We start from the raw sequence: 14020 nt of genomic DNA, 5'->3' as shown, positions 1-14020 counted from the left end.
AAGTCAATGAACAGGGCGTTTGGCAGGTGCCAAGGTCGGCCATTCGGATAAAAGGTATGCGGGGCAATGACCACAGTGTTGAGTGAGGCTGATCTTCAGCGGGTGTTGGAAACCATCGAAAACGGCTCCAGCCAGGAGCTGAATCTTCTCCATGAGGGATTGCAGATCGAACGGTGCGAGCTTTTGAACCAGGTGGCCATTGCCGTGGCCCGGCTCTTTACCAGCGCTCGCCGCGACTTTCATGACTGCGATGCAATCATGAACACCTTGTTCAGCTACATCATCGATGTGTCCTTGAGCGCGGACATGCCAGAGCCGGCCTTTTCCATCTATCTCGCGTTCGATGCGGGGGAGTATTGGCATCGTGGTGACGCGCAGGATGTCATGCCCTGGGAGAAGTGGACGCGGCCGGAGCTGGAAAGGATTTTGCGGGAGCTAGGTGCTGCAGAAGCGGGTGGTGCGCACTAGGCAAATGTCCGGGGGAAGAGGGCGGGATCGCCCTGTTTCCTCCTACTGCTCAAGCATCAGGCTGCGCCAAACGATCCCTCGCGGTTCAACAGGCACCACGTCCGGTTGCCGTGCCTGCCTGTTCCGCTCCGGCGCTGACGTCGCCGGATTCTGCTCTGGCGATGACTGGCAAGGCGCTGGAAGGTGCTCAGGCTCGGCCCGCTCGGTTGAGTCATCGGTCGATGGAGTCGTCATTTGATCCTGACCACGACCTTGCCCTTGGCCCGACCCTGCTCGACGTACTCCAGTGCTTCTGCCGTGGCTGCAAAGGCGAAGCTGCGATCAAGCACCGGCTTGAGGACTCCCGCCTCAATCAGCGCGGTGATCTGTTGCAGTTGGGCGCCATCGGCCCGCATGAACACAAAGGCGTAGCGGATGCCCAGCTTGCGTGCCTTGCGCCGGATACCCCAGCTCAGCAGGCGCATGACCTGCTGCAACGGCCAGGACAAGCCTTGCTCCTGGGCGAATTGCACCGTGGGTGGCCCGGAGATGGAAATCAGCTGGCCGCCGGGCTTGAGGACCTTGAGGGATTTCTCCAGCACATCGGCACCGAGGCTGTTCAACACCAGGTCGTAGCCATGCAAGAGGCTTTCGAAATTCTGCTGCTTGTAGTCGATCACCTGATCGGCGCCCAGGGCTTTGACCCATTCGACATTCCCCGTGCTGGTGGTGGTCGCGACAAAGGCGCCGAGGTGCTTGGCAAGCTGGATGGCCAGGGTGCCGACGCCGCCTGAGCCTGCATGGATCAGCACTTTCTGGCCTTTTTTCAGTTGCGCGGTTTCCACCAGCACTTGCCAGGCAGTCAGGGCCACCAGGGGAATGGACGCGGCTTGCGCCATGTCGATGTTGGCCGGCTTGAGAGCGACCGCGTCCTGATGCACGGCGATCCATTGGGCAAAGGTGCCGATCCGCGTTTGCGGCGGGCGAGCATAAACGGCATCGCCGGGTTTGAAACGCCGCACTTGCGGGCCGACTTCGAGCACGACCCCTGCCAGGTCATTGCCCAATATCAGCGGCAATTTATAAGGCAGGATCAGCTTGAATTCGCCCTGGCGGATTTTCGAATCCAGCAGGTTGACGCTGCTGGCATGAACCTCGATCAATACATCGTGGGGCCCCACCTCGGGCGTGGGGACTTCGCTCAGGCGTCCGCTGTTCTTGCCGTAGCGATCAATTGAAAATGCCTTCATGGGTGTGCGGCTCTGTTGGGTTGGCGTCAGTAGGGGGCTGTTGCGGTTGCGGCCAGGTGCTGTCAGTCATCAAGGAACCTCAATACCCGGGTCACGAAGTCCGTGTGGTGCTGGAAAATGCTGCCGTGGCCGGCGTCCTCATACAGCACAAGCTGCGCATGGGGGATGCGCTCAGCCAGGGCGCGCGAGTTGACGCTGGGCACCATGAGGTCGTTGTCGCCGTTGACCACCAGCGTCGGCGTTTTCAGGTGTTGCAGATCGTGCGGCGTCTGTTTGCCCCATGCCGTGATGGCCTGCAACTGCCGCAGGAAAGCCCGCGGCGTCGGGCCCTTGTCGTGATTTTTTCGGCGTGCTTTGAGCCGTTGCAGATACGCCGAGGCTGCTCGGCGACCATTGTCCGTCGACGTGAAGAACAGGTAGACCTTGGGATCGCGCAAGGTCAGCAAGCCTTTGAGCATCAAGGGCCAGGTCACCGAGCCGACCTTGTCGATACCGCTGCCGCCGGCCGGTCCGGTGCCGGTGAGAATCAAGCGGCGCACCCATTCGGGGGCCTTGAGGGCGATCTCCTGAGCAACGAAGCCGCCGAGTGAAAAGCCCAGTACATCGACACTCTTGAACCCCAGGGCCTGGATCAGCTCGATGGCGTCTTGCGCCATTTCGCCGACCGTCAGTGGCGCGCTGCCACCCGAGCCGCCGATGCCGCGATAGTCGGTGGTGATGACCCGCCGGGTCTGTGCCAGCCCATCGATGATGGCCGGGTCGAAGTGGTCCAGCACCGCGCCCCAATGGTTGAACAGCACCAGGGGCACGCCGCCCGCGGGACCGGTATCGCGATAGGCGAAGGGAATGCCCCTGACCGTGATCGACTGGTTCGCCGCGTCGATGAACGAGGTCTGCTCAGCCGGGGCGCGAGTTGTCTGTATGGGATTCATTGCTACTCCGAACAGCGGAGCGGATTCGTCGCAGTGCCTGCCGCGAATCCGCCGCGAATGCTCGCTATCTGACGATCATTGTTGGGCCTGGTAACGCTGGGCAACCTCGGATTGACGGATCTGCCCCAGCAGGGCCTGACGCGCGTTCTGCAGGTCATCCCAGCGTTCGGCCTGTTGCAGCGGCGGGATGGTCACCGGTTCGCGCCGATCGAAACCGACCAGGGCGGCATCCACCAGATCGCCGACTTCCATGATGTCGCTCAGGGTGTTGATGTCGACGCCGGAGCGGTCCCAGATCTCCGTGCGGGTCGCCGCCGGTAGCACGGCCTGCACGTACACGCCCCGGGGCGCCAGCTCCAGGCTCAGGCCTTGGGACAGGAACAGCACGAAAGCCTTGGTCGCGCCATACACCGTCATGCCGAACTCCGGCGCCAGGCCCACCACCGAACCGATGTTGATGATCGCGCCGTCGCCGGCCTTGGCCAGGCGCGGGGTAATGGCACTGGCCAGGCGCACCAGCGCGGTGGTGTTGAGGGCGACCAGTTGCGCAACGCTGTCGGTGCTTTGTTCGACGAAGCTGCCGGACAGGGCGGCGCCGGCGTTGTTGACCAGGATGCCGATTCGAGCGTCGTCGCGCAGGCGGGTTTCCACGGCGGTCAGATCGCCGGATTGGGTCAGGTCCGCCGCGATGACATCGATGGCGACCCGGTGTTCGCTGCGCAGTCGGGCGGCCAGTGCGTCCAGGCGTGCCTGATCGCGGGCGACCAGCACCAGATCGTGGCCGCGTTGCGCGAAGCGCTCGGCGTAGACGGCGCCAATGCCGGTGGAGGCGCCGGTGATGAGAACGGTAGGGCGAGTGCTCATGGATTCATCTCTCTTTCAGGGGTGGCAAAGGCAGGTTGTGCGATCAGGGAGGGCTCAGCTGGCGCTGGTGCCCGATTCAGCAAAGGTCGGGTAGTCGATATAGCCCGTCGCGCCGCCGCCATAGAGCGTGGCGGGATTGAAGGCGGACAGCGGCGCGCCGCTTTGCAGGCGCTCCACCAGATCCGGGTTGGCAATGAACGGGCGACCGAAGGCGATCAGATCGGCCTGGTCTTCGGCCAGCCTCGACGTCGCCAACTCCAGGTCATAGCCGTTGTTGGCGATGTAGGTGTTTTTGAAGCGCTGGCGCAGGGCGCTGAAGTCGAATGGCGCCACCTCGCGCGGACCGCCGGTCGCCCCTTCGACCACATGCAGGTACACCACGCCCAGGGCATCAAGTTGATCGACGAGGTAATTGAACTGCGCCTGCGGATCGCGGCTGGAAACGTCGTTGGCCGGCGACACCGGTGACAGGCGTATCCCGGTGCGATCCGCGCCGATTTCGTCGATCACGGCTGCCGTCACCTCAAGCAACAGACGGGCGCGATTTTCAATCGAGCCGCCGTAAGCGTCGGTGCGCGAGTTGGCGCTGTCCTTGAGGAACTGATCCAGCAAATAGCCGTTCGCGCCGTGTATTTCCACGCCGTCGAACCCGGCAGCGACAGCGTTTGCCGCGGCCTGGCGGAAATCGGCGACGATCCCCGGCAGTTCGCTGATGTCCAGTGCGCGCGGCTCGCTGGCGTCTTCAAAGCGGTTGTTGACGAACACCTGGGTGGCCGCGCGCAACGCGGAAGGGGCCACGGGGGCGGCGCCGTTTTCTTGCAGGTCAACGTGGGATACGCGGCCGACATGCCACAGTTGCGCAAAGATCTTTGCGCCCTTGGCGTGCACGGCGTCGGTCACGGTGCGCCAGCCCTCAATCTGCGCCTGGGTGTAGATCCCGGGGGTGTCCTGATAGCCCTGGCCCTGTTGGGAAATCTGCGTGGCTTCGCTGATCAGCAAGCCGGCGCTAGCGCGTTGGCTGTAATAGGTGGCGGCGAATTCGCTGGGAACAGAGCCTGCGCCGGCGCGGTTGCGGGTCAGTGGCGCGAGGACGATGCGGTTCGACAGCGCGAGGGCGCCGAGGGTGTAAGGGGTGAACAGGTTCTGATCGGTCATCTGGTGTCTCTTGCGTGCCCGTGGGTGGAGGTCGGTGGTGCGTGCAATTAGGATGATGATCGAAATCTAAGCTGTCAACGATTTTGATTATGATCGACATCTATGTATGATCGGGCCCATGATTTTCCGATGTATAGGAGGTATTGCAGGTGAGAGTGAGCAAGGCTCAGGCGCAGGCCAATCGAGAGCACATCGTTGAAACGGCCTCAGAGTTGTTCCGTGAGCGCGGCTTCGACGGTGTGGGGGTGTCGGACCTCATGGCGGCGGCCGGTTTCACCCATGGAGGTTTCTACAAGCATTTCGGTTCGAAGGCCGACCTCATGGCCGAGGCCTCGGCCTGCAGCCTTGCCAAGTCGCTGGCTGGCCTGCAAGCGCTCGATGTGCCTGGCTTCATCGACGTCTATGTGACCCGAGAACACCGCGACGAACGTGGCGGCGGTTGCACCATGGCCGCATTGGGTGGCGACGCGGCGCGTCAATCGGATGATGTGAAAGCGAGGTTTGCCGAAGGGATCGAGCACACCCTGAAAACCCTGGGGGACAAATACCCGACCCGGCCGGATGCCGCACCGGGTGAGGGCAGGCAGAAAATGATCGACCTGCTGTCGCGTGCGGTCGGTGCGATTATTTTGTCCCGTGCCTGCCCGGATGATTCGGCGCTGGCGGATGAGATTCTTGAGGTGTGCCGCGCTGAGATGTTTGCTTCGTTGCCGGTTGATAAAGACCAGCCGGCGTGAAGGGCGACGATTCAAGCCGATAGTGGTGTGGCGCACCAGCACCCGCAGCAGCCCCGGCGGTGGACGCACCCGCGCGAACGGTTAACGGCTGAACCATTGAGGCTGCTGGGCTCTGCTTGCTCTTAGAGCTTCATGCCCACCGCCAGCCGGTTAAAGGCATTCATCAAGGACACGGCCAAGGTCAGGTCGGAAATTTCGACCTCGCTAAAGTGCGCTTTCAGCGGTTCGTACAGTGCGTCCGGCGCGCCCTTGTCGTGGACGTAGGTGAGGGTTTCGGCCCAGTCCAGGGCGGCGCGTTCGCGCTCGTTGAACAGTTCGCTGACGCGCCAGCCGGCGAGGCAATCCAGTTTGTCCTGGGCGACTCCACATTCACGCAGGGTCTGTGAGTGCTTGCCCAGGCAGAACGAGCAGCCGTTGATCTGCGACACGCGCAAATACACCAGCTCCAGCAAGGGCAGGCCCAGGGGGCTTGCGGCCAATGCGGTGTTGGTGGCGAGCAGGCCTTGATAGGCGGCCGGCGACAAAGTGGCAAAGGGCAGTCTGAGTTGGCTCATGGTGAAACTCCGATATGGAAAAAAGTGATCAGGCACAAACGAGGGGGTTGAACAGGGGCTGCAAGGACAGTGCGCTGCGGGCCTCGTCGAGGGTTGCGCGCACCGCTTCGTCACCGAACACCAAGCCCTGCAGATAAGTGAACTGCAGGTCGAACAGACCCAGGGTGTTCAGCACCTGGCGCAGGTAAGGCGTGAGAAAGTCCGGTTGGCGTGCCCGTTCGCCCTGGTGAAAGCCGCCGGAACTCACCAGCACATGCACCGGGCGGTCCTTGAGCAGGCCGACCTTGCCCTCTGGGCCGGAGCTGAAGGTGCGGTGAATGCGCAGCACATAGTCGATCCACAGCTTGAGCGCCGCCGGCAGGGTGAAGTTGTGCATGGGCGTGGCAATCAGCAGCACATCGCAGCGCTCCAACTCACGAATCAGCCCTTCGGACACCTCGAACAACGGCGCGTCGAAGGGCGTGGCCGTGGTCAGGGCGTGGGCGTAGTCCAGGCCCAGCGGTGGCAACGGCTGCGCCCCCAGGTCGCGCTCGACCAGTTCGAGCTGCGGATAGCGTTGGCGCAGGGAGCTCAGCAGCTCCAGTGCCAGCCGGTGCCCCTGGGAAACCTGGCCATGGGGGCTGGCGTTGATCAACAGGACAGTGTTCATGCCGGCTCCCCACCGCGAAGCCGCTGGGTGAAGTGCATGCCGCGGGCCAGCAACCCCTGGCGGAAATAGAAGCGCTGGGCCAGGGGCATATGCAGGCCGGTATCCAGCACGAAGTGCTCGCATTGACGCTGCACGGCCTCATCCCGCACCGCACTCAACAGCCGCGCTCCCAGGCCGCTGCGCTGCAGCTCCGGGCTCACCACCAGGTCATCGACGTAGATGAAACGCCCGTAGAGCAGGTTTTCCAGCTCGCGGTAACCGGCCAGGCCGACGATGCGCTCGGCGTTCCACGCGGCGAGCAAGCGATAGCCCTGCTCGGTTTGCCGGGCCAGTTGGGCGACATAGGCCGCCGGGTGGGTGAGGTGCGGGCGCAAGACACGCATCACGTCGAAACTGGCCGCCAGGGCCGCCTCGCTATCGAGGTGTTGAAGGGTGTAGGGCATGTCCGTCATCCGCTGCAAAGAGATGACCCACTGTAGAAGGCCAATGGCTTAAGCTACAGGGCCAAAAAATGCATAAATGACTAGGCCATGATCCTTCCTTTTGAACTGGACCGCAGCCAGACGGCGCCGATCTATCGCCAGCTGTACCAGCGGTTTCGCGAGTCCATCGCCGATGGCCGCCTGCGTCCGGGAGACCGCGTGCCGGCAGTTCGCGCCTTGGCCGCGGAGCTGAACCTGGCGCGGGGCACTGTGGAAGCCGCCTACCAACTGCTGATAGGCGAGGGCTACCTGATTGCTCGCGGGGCCGCCGGGACCATTGTCACCCCGCAACTGGCGCCGATTTGTGCGCCCGTGCAGCGCGCCCCGGTGGCAGCAACGACCCACCAAGCCACCCATGCCGGCATGTCGCCCTTGGCACTGCAAATGGGCCTGCCAGCGCTGGACGCCTTTCCGCGCAAACTCTGGACCCGCCTGGCGGGCCGGCAACTGCGCCAGGCGGGCGTCGAAGGCCTGGTCTACCCGGACGCCCGCGGCTACGCCCCGTTGCGGGCGGCCATTGCCTCCTACCTGGGGATTTCCCGCGGCATCACCTGCCACCCGGAGCAGATTTTCGTCTGCGCCGGCTACCGCGCCTGCCTCGACCTGATCAGCCACACCCTGATGCGCCCGGGCGCCACCTGCTGGCTGGAGGAGCCCGGCTACTTCATGGCCAGGAACGCACTGCTGGAAGCCGGCGCGCAGTTGGTGCCGGTGCCCGTGGACGATCAGGGCCTGGACGTCGCCCAAGGCATCGCCCGCGCCCCAGAGGCCGGCTTTGCCGTGGTCACCCCGACCCACCAGAGCCCGCTGGGGGTGTCGCTGTCCCTGCCGCGGCGCCTGGCCCTGCTGGACTGGGCCAACCGCCAAGGCAGCTGGATCATCGAGGACGATTACGACAGCGAATACCGCTACCAGGGCAAGCCCTTGCCGGCCCTCAAGAGCCTCGACCAGCAGGGCCGCGTGCTTTACACCGGCACCTTCAGCAAAGTCCTGTTTCCAGGGCTGCGCCTGGCCTACCTGGTGGTGCCCGCCGAACAGACCCCAGCGTTCGCCCGCCAGGCGGATCGTCTGCACAATCACTGCCCGCACCTGCTGCAAGCGACCGTCACCGCCTTCCTCAACGAGGGTCACTTCGCACGGCATCTAAATAAAATGCGCGGCCTCTACGCGCGACGCCGTCAATGGCTGATCGATGCGTTGCATCAACAGTTTGCCGAGGGTTTACAGATAAACCCTCAAGCAGGCGGCATGCACTTGGTCGCCGGTCTTGGGCAAGGGAATGATATCGAGTTCGCCCAGCGCGCCCGGGCGGTGGGCATCGCGGTTGAGCCGCTGTCACAGTGGTACCTGGAGGCCCAGTCCAGGCAGGGGCTGGGGATGGGCTTCACTAACGTTGCCAGTGCCGAACAGGCATCGACGCTGGCGCTGCGCTTGGCGCAAGTCATCCAGTGAAGAAGGAAACTGATTGTTACTGGCGCGAAATGGCCCGCAGCAAGGTTTGAGTCGCAACAGTCCCGCCGGGACCACTTCGCGATGCAGCACTTTTTTCTGAGCTTGAAAAGGGAACGCATGTGGCGGCGTGGTTATGCCGACCCTGCCGAAGCAGGCAGCGACATCGCTGAACGAGGTGTCTGTTTGCCGCGGCGTTGCTGCGTATCGCAAGGTTGGGTGTTCTGGTATAGAAACACTCCACTCAAGCCAAGGACGACGACTGTGCAGATACGCAAGATGACTCACGAAGACCTGCCGAGCGCCACAGCCCTTTGCCTGGAAGCGTTCATGCTGACAGTTGCGCCTTCGCTGTCAGCGCAGGGCGTGGAAACCTTCGCCAAGGTGGCGGCAAAGGAGGCGTTTGCCGAACGAATGGCGAGTGACAACCTGATGCTGGTTTGTGTTGCAGAGGGAACCCTGGTCGGACTGATCGAGCTCAAGGAAGGGCGCCATGTGGCGATGCTGTTCGTTGCGCCGCTGTGGCAGCGTCGCGGCGTTGGCAAACGCTTGGTGAGCGCAGCTCTGGAGCAGGCCAGAGCCGATGTGGTAACCGTCAGAGCGTCTCTGTCCTCAGTGGCCGCTTACGAAGGTTACGGTTTTGCCTTGGCTGGGGAGGAGGGTGAGTTTGCCGGGCTGATCTATCAGCCGATGGAGAAGCGGCTGAGCCTGTGAATCCACACCCTTTCTCCCGGCGTCATTCCACGTAGCGTAGCCACAGGTGTGTCCGCTCGCGGATCGCCTGGACGACCGCTGAAGTCACCGCTTGCCGGTTCTCTTCAGGGGTGTTGTAGAGCGCACAAAAATCCTTCGCCACGGCGTTGGCGACGTGCAGGTCGGCAGGCGCTGCACGCAGGAAACCGAGGTAAGACGCGCCAACCCCGATCAATTCATAACCGTGGGCCTGAGCAAAATGGCGCGCTAGCGCATAGTTTTGCGCGGGGCCCAGGTCGCAACTGAAATAGCCGTTGGGAAACGCAGCCAGTGCCTGGCAGGCATGCTCGACCGGAACCAGGAGCGCCGAGAGAGGCTGGTCGAGCAGTGAAACCGGGTTGTTCTGATAGTCCATCCATTCCTGCAGGGCGGGCTGGTCAAGGGTCAGGCCGTGGGCGCAAGCCTCTTCGAACGAGCTGCCGGCCACCAGCTTGGTGAAGTTGCGCAAGCAGATCGGGAACTCGGCTTTGGTGGTGGAATAGCCCAGGTATTCGCCCTGTTCGAAGCATTCGGCAGGTAACTGGGCAATGTCCTGTTCCGAGGCCTCATCCAGCCCCAGGTTGTTGCGTGCATGCCCGCAGGTGTAGCGGGCCTGGGGCAGGTCATCCAGCGAGAGCAGGGGCCTGAAGCCCGGGTGCTTGTCGGCGATCTGGAGGTAGGCGTCGATCAGCTCATCCAGGCTGGAAATGCCGCTCAGGCTGTACTCATCGCAGGTGCCGGCAGCGGGGTTGCCAGGCATTGCGTTACCGCGAAATTGGATATCCATCGAAGGGCTACCTGTTCACTGTTGATGTTCAGACGAATGATTCAGCTTTCTGCGCGCCAGCGCACCCCCCGCCAGCACCGCCGGCATGATGGCCAGGCAGCAGCTGATATGCACCCAGCTTATCTGGCTCAAGGAGAAGATCCCCACGGGAATGCCCCAGACCAACAGAATGATGACCCCGACCCAGAGGGCGGGACGCAAGGAGCGGGTCGCGTGGGTCCGGGTGCTGACAAATCCCCCCAGCCCTGCCATGAGGGCCCAGCTCAGCACCGTCAGCCATTGAACGCTATGCAGGCTGACCAGTTGATTGTGCTGTTGTTTCCAACCCGGTTCGCCAAGGGCAACGAACGCAGGCGGGAGAAACTGTGAAATCACCAGCCCGAAAACAGGCAGCACCAGGGCGCAGGAGAGCAGGCCGAAGAGAATGGCTTTAAACATGGGGTGTTCGACATCCGTGTTGAGAGGGGCTTGGAGGGTGTTGCTGATGGAATGCGGGGTTATCCAGGCTATGCAGTGGTTTGCTTACGGTTTGCCGGCAGGGATCGTCATCGAAGTCGATAGCGTCAAGAGAGAACATCCTGTTTTGGCATGAAGAATCGAGCGAAGAGTTCGGATTGCGACTTGATGTTCAGCTTGGCGTAAATGTTGCGACGGTGAACCTTTATCGTCTCTGCCGAGAGGGAAAGTTTGCCAGCGATCTCCTTGTTGGAAAAGCCACTGAGCAACAGCCTGAGTACATCGCTCTCGCGGGTGGTTATTTGTGTGCCTAGCTGGCTAATGGTTTCGGGCCATTGCGGCGGGGCGCTGAGGTTTTTCTCGACATCCGTTTCAAAGCACATGCGCTGATGCATCAATGCAGTGACCCACGGCTTGATCAGATCCAGCATCGTGATCTGTTCTTGATTGAAGTGCACGCCGCTGCCAATGGAGATGCACAGGGTTCTGTCGGCATCGAGCTGGATGTTGTATTGCACTTCATCGACAGAAATGTATTGCGCAAAGTACTTGTGGTAGTACTCGGTTTCCCGAAAGTACTCCGGTGCAATATCCAGCAGGTGAAAGAATCCGCTCTGCGGGTTTTCTCGATTGGCGATATAAAAGGGGTCCAGCAGATATAGCCCCTTTACATACAAGTGAATAAACGCATCCACCTCTTCCACATCGGCTACTTCGGGAAGACTGACCACTTGTACTTGTTGATTGCTGAAGATCAGCACGACCCAGTTATCGATCTGCACATATTCATTGAGTGTGCGAATAAGCGAACTCCAGAAGTCTGGACGGTTCAGCTGCATGATCAGTTTTCCAATCGAGCGGTGCCAAGCCAGGCTATGCAGGTCGAGTGGCATTTTCTACCCCTTTAGGGTTAGGGAATCGTGGGTCAAGGGTAAGTAATCGTAGGTATTTACTATTGCCCAAGGCTCGGTATATTCGCCTTCAAGGTTTACGACAGCCATGAGGGCACGTCGTCTAGACAGGGATGTTGCATGAGAAAATCACCTTTGCGAACCGTTTTTTCGGTCGCGTTGCTCTGCGCCGGAATCAGTACATCCGCAGGTGCAGTAGAGCCAGGGATGTACCTGTACAACTGGTTCGGGCTGCTGGCTCCGGAAACGCCAAAAGAGTTCGAACAGGCCACGGGCACCCGAATTCACATGGATGCCTTCGACAGTGCCGAGATCATGCAGAGCAAGGTCATGGCCGGTCGCACCGGCTACGACGTGGTGGTGGCGACCTCCAATGTGTTGCCCAGCCTGATCGAAGCGGGGGTGCTGCAGCCGCTGGACCCTGCCCAGCTGAGTAACCTGTCCCACGTCGATCCGGCCATCCTGGCCCAGCTGGCGGTCAACGACCCAGGCAATCGCTACGCTGTGCCTTATTTGTGGGGCACCACCGGCATTGGCTATGACGTGGATAAAGTCAAAGCGGCATTGGGTGATCATGCGCCGGTCGATAGTTGGGACTTGATCTTCAAGGAAGAGAACATCAGCAAGCTCAAGTCTTGCGGTGTGGCCATGCTGGATTCGCCCAGCGAGATCATTTCGATTGCCTTGAATTACCTTGGGCTCCCCAGCAATAGCAAGAACCCGGATGATTACCAGAAGGCTCAGGAACTGCTGTTGAAGATCCGGCCTTATATCGTTTATTTCGACTCTTCCAAAATCGACGCTGACTTGGCGGGCGGCAACATTTGTGTCGTGGTGGGCTGGGCCAATGGTGCCCTGGCGGCGCAGGCTGCCAACGAGAGCGCCAACACCGGACGCACGATCAGCTACAGCCTGCCTCGCGAAGGTGCGTTGGTCTGGTCGGAAAACCTGGTGCTGCTCAAAGATGCGCCTCACCCAAAAGAAGGCCTGGCGTTTATCAACTACATGATGCGTCCGGAAGTGATTGCCAAAACGTCAAATCACACGCTGTATCCTAATGCCAATAAGGATGCCACCGAGTTTGTCCAGCAGAAGTTGCGCGATAACCCATGGATATATCCAGACAAGGCAACCGTCGCAACACTGGTTCCGCTTGAACCGCTGCCATTGAAGTTGGAGCGCATCCGGACGCGGGTCTGGACTAAGGTGAAGAGCAGTATCTGATCGGGTTTGACTCTTCCTCTCCTGCGCCATGCACGTTTCATAGCGAGTGCGGGCTCATTATTTAAAACATTCGTTGAAATGTATTCGTCATGCGGGAAATTAACTTTCCCGCCTGGCGGTATGCGCCTGTGTCCATTCAATACCTGATCCAAGAGGAGCACAGTGGATGTTCAGCCCAGCCAATCAAACGCACTTCTGTTTGACCATCGACGGTTTTGCGCATGAGGTTCAAGTGCTCGCATTCACCGGGGAAGAGGCGATCAGCAAGCCTTACTTTTTCAAGGTGGAGTGTGTGAGTGAACGACCCGACCTGGAACTGCAAAGCCTCGTCGACAGGGAGGCCTTCCTGGCTTTCGATGGCCACGGCCATGGCATTCACGGGCGCATCTATCACATCGCCCAATGTGCGGACACCCAGTGCTACAACCTGGCCCTGGTTCCGCACCTGTCCTACTTGCGCCACCGCACCAACCAGAGGATCTATCAGCAGTTTTCGGTGCCGGCCATCGTTGCCCTGATTCTCGAAGAACACGGGATTCTGGGCGATGCCTACCGCTTCGAGTTGGGCTCGACCTACCCCGAGCGTGATTGCTGTACCCAGTTTGGTGAAACGGATTTGCACTTCATCCAGCGCTTGTGTGAGGAGGAGGGGATTCACTTTCACTTCCAGCACAGTGCTCAAGGTCATGTGCTGGTGTTTGGCGATCATCAGGCGGTGTTTCCCAGGATCGAGCAAGCCACGGCTGTCGCCCCCGAGGGCGACAGCCGGGCCACCGAGCGACTGATCAAGCCCGCCAGGCAGGTCACCCCGCAGGCCGGCGAGCACCGCCGCGCGGCCTACCGTCCGCTTGAAAGCCAAGGTCAGCAAACCGGGCTAGCCAGTGGTCATGTTGTGGAAATCCCCGGCCCGCCGGGCCAAGAGCGCCATGAGCCATGGCTACTGACTCGGGTCATCCATGAAGGCAGACAGCCACAGGTATTGAATGAGTCCGCCAGTGGCGACCCGGCTGACGATGACCGGTATCCGGGTTACTGCAATCGCTTCATGCTTGTGCCGGGGGATGCGCTCTATCGTCCGCCTTTGGCTCACGAGAAACCGCAGGTGCCCAGCCAGACTGCGCTGGTTATCGCCATGGAAGATGAAGCGCTGCGCACTGATGGGCGCTGCGCGAGGCTCAAGGTCAAGTTTCCCTGGGATCGGGAAGGTCGGTTTGACGACAAAAGCAGCTGTTGGCTAGGGGGCGCTGCCAATTGGCAGTGTGAATTGACGCCACTGCGAACGGGCGTGGAAGTCAGGGTCACCTTTCTTGAAAGCGACCCCGATCAACCGTTGATCAGCGGTTGCCTGTGCTGTCAGTGATTCGATGCTGAGCCTGCCTTGCTCGCTCATA

General features: G+C 61.1%; 16 protein-coding genes. 6 read left to right on the top strand and 10 right to left on the bottom strand.

Annotated features, from left to right (window positions below; all coding sequences use genetic code 11):
• Positions 1-66 precede the first annotated feature (66 nt).
• Entirely contained in the window at positions 67-468 is a 402-nt protein-coding gene (locus Q8O96_RS28010; protein ID WP_305949818.1) for a hypothetical protein, read from the top strand.
• A gap of 230 nt (positions 469-698) precedes the next feature.
• On the opposite strand, the gene Q8O96_RS28005 is transcribed toward Q8O96_RS28010, so the two are convergent.
• The 4 genes from Q8O96_RS28005 to Q8O96_RS27990 all read right to left on the bottom strand — a co-directional run bounded on the left by Q8O96_RS28005 (position 699) and on the right by Q8O96_RS27990 (position 4648).
• Entirely contained in the window at positions 699-1697 is a 999-nt protein-coding gene (locus Q8O96_RS28005) for an NADP-dependent oxidoreductase (protein ID WP_305949817.1), read from the bottom strand.
• Between the two features lie 62 nt (positions 1698-1759).
• Positions 1760-2629, bottom strand: coding sequence for an alpha/beta fold hydrolase (locus Q8O96_RS28000; RefSeq protein ID WP_305949816.1), 870 nt, complete (start codon positions 2627-2629; stop codon positions 1760-1762).
• 75 nt (positions 2630-2704) lie between these two features.
• Entirely contained in the window at positions 2705-3493 is a 789-nt protein-coding gene (locus Q8O96_RS27995; RefSeq protein ID WP_305949815.1) for an SDR family oxidoreductase, read from the bottom strand.
• 54 nt (positions 3494-3547) lie between these two features.
• Positions 3548-4648, bottom strand: a complete 1101-nt coding sequence (locus tag Q8O96_RS27990) for an alkene reductase (RefSeq protein ID WP_305949814.1) — start codon at positions 4646-4648, stop codon at positions 3548-3550.
• A 149-nt stretch (positions 4649-4797) separates the two neighbouring features.
• Between Q8O96_RS27990 and Q8O96_RS27985 the strand changes: the two genes are divergently transcribed.
• Positions 4798-5385, top strand: a complete 588-nt coding sequence (locus Q8O96_RS27985; protein ID WP_180988380.1) for a TetR/AcrR family transcriptional regulator — start codon at positions 4798-4800, stop codon at positions 5383-5385.
• Between the two features lie 122 nt (positions 5386-5507).
• On the opposite strand, the gene Q8O96_RS27980 is transcribed toward Q8O96_RS27985, so the two are convergent.
• From Q8O96_RS27980 to Q8O96_RS27970, 3 genes are read right to left on the bottom strand one after another with little or no spacing between them, the layout of a single operon-like run.
• Positions 5508-5939, bottom strand: coding sequence for a carboxymuconolactone decarboxylase family protein (locus tag Q8O96_RS27980; RefSeq protein WP_207816364.1), 432 nt, complete (start codon positions 5937-5939; stop codon positions 5508-5510).
• 28 nt (positions 5940-5967) lie between these two features.
• Positions 5968-6588: an FMN-dependent NADH-azoreductase gene (locus Q8O96_RS27975; RefSeq protein ID WP_305949813.1), complete on the bottom strand. Its 621-nt coding sequence runs from the start codon at positions 6586-6588 to the stop codon at positions 5968-5970.
• On the bottom strand, positions 6585-7031 hold the full coding sequence (locus Q8O96_RS27970; RefSeq protein ID WP_305949812.1) for a GNAT family N-acetyltransferase: 447 nt from the start codon (positions 7029-7031) through the stop codon (positions 6585-6587). Before Q8O96_RS27970 ends, Q8O96_RS27975 begins: the two co-directional genes overlap by 4 nt.
• A gap of 87 nt (positions 7032-7118) precedes the next feature.
• Between Q8O96_RS27970 and Q8O96_RS27965 the strand changes: the two genes are divergently transcribed.
• Both Q8O96_RS27965 and Q8O96_RS27960 read left to right on the top strand, forming a co-directional pair.
• Positions 7119-8522: a PLP-dependent aminotransferase family protein gene (locus Q8O96_RS27965; RefSeq protein WP_250330612.1), complete on the top strand. Its 1404-nt coding sequence runs from the start codon at positions 7119-7121 to the stop codon at positions 8520-8522.
• Positions 8523-8783: 261 nt separating this feature from the next.
• Entirely contained in the window at positions 8784-9233 is a 450-nt protein-coding gene (locus Q8O96_RS27960) for a GNAT family N-acetyltransferase (RefSeq protein ID WP_305949835.1), read from the top strand.
• A gap of 22 nt (positions 9234-9255) precedes the next feature.
• On the opposite strand, the gene Q8O96_RS27955 is transcribed toward Q8O96_RS27960, so the two are convergent.
• From Q8O96_RS27955 to Q8O96_RS27945, 3 genes are all read right to left on the bottom strand, one after another.
• Positions 9256-10038, bottom strand: a complete 783-nt coding sequence (locus Q8O96_RS27955; RefSeq protein ID WP_305949811.1) for a hypothetical protein — start codon at positions 10036-10038, stop codon at positions 9256-9258.
• Between the two features lie 15 nt (positions 10039-10053).
• Complete coding sequence (locus Q8O96_RS27950; protein WP_305949810.1) at positions 10054-10476, bottom strand: hypothetical protein; 423 nt, start codon at positions 10474-10476, stop codon at positions 10054-10056.
• 125 nt (positions 10477-10601) lie between these two features.
• Positions 10602-11387 (bottom strand): response regulator transcription factor, encoded by a 786-nt coding sequence (locus Q8O96_RS27945; RefSeq protein WP_102863385.1) that lies wholly within the window; start codon positions 11385-11387, stop codon positions 10602-10604.
• A gap of 138 nt (positions 11388-11525) precedes the next feature.
• Here Q8O96_RS27945 and Q8O96_RS27940 point away from each other — a divergent pair, with 138 nt between their 5' ends.
• Both Q8O96_RS27940 and Q8O96_RS27935 read left to right on the top strand, forming a co-directional pair.
• Positions 11526-12629 (top strand): polyamine ABC transporter substrate-binding protein, encoded by a 1104-nt coding sequence (locus Q8O96_RS27940; protein WP_102863386.1) that lies wholly within the window; start codon positions 11526-11528, stop codon positions 12627-12629.
• A gap of 166 nt (positions 12630-12795) precedes the next feature.
• The gene (locus Q8O96_RS27935) at positions 12796-13989 is read left to right on the top strand and encodes a contractile injection system protein, VgrG/Pvc8 family (RefSeq protein ID WP_305949809.1); all 1194 of its coding nucleotides are present in this window, start codon (positions 12796-12798) and stop codon (positions 13987-13989) included.
• Positions 13990-14020: the final 31 nt, after the last annotated feature.

Source organism: Pseudomonas sp. LPH60 (assembly GCF_030718165.1).
Classification (GTDB): domain Bacteria; phylum Pseudomonadota; class Gammaproteobacteria; order Pseudomonadales; family Pseudomonadaceae; genus Aquipseudomonas; species Aquipseudomonas danubii.
This window is presented reverse-complemented; position numbering and strand designations above follow the sequence as displayed.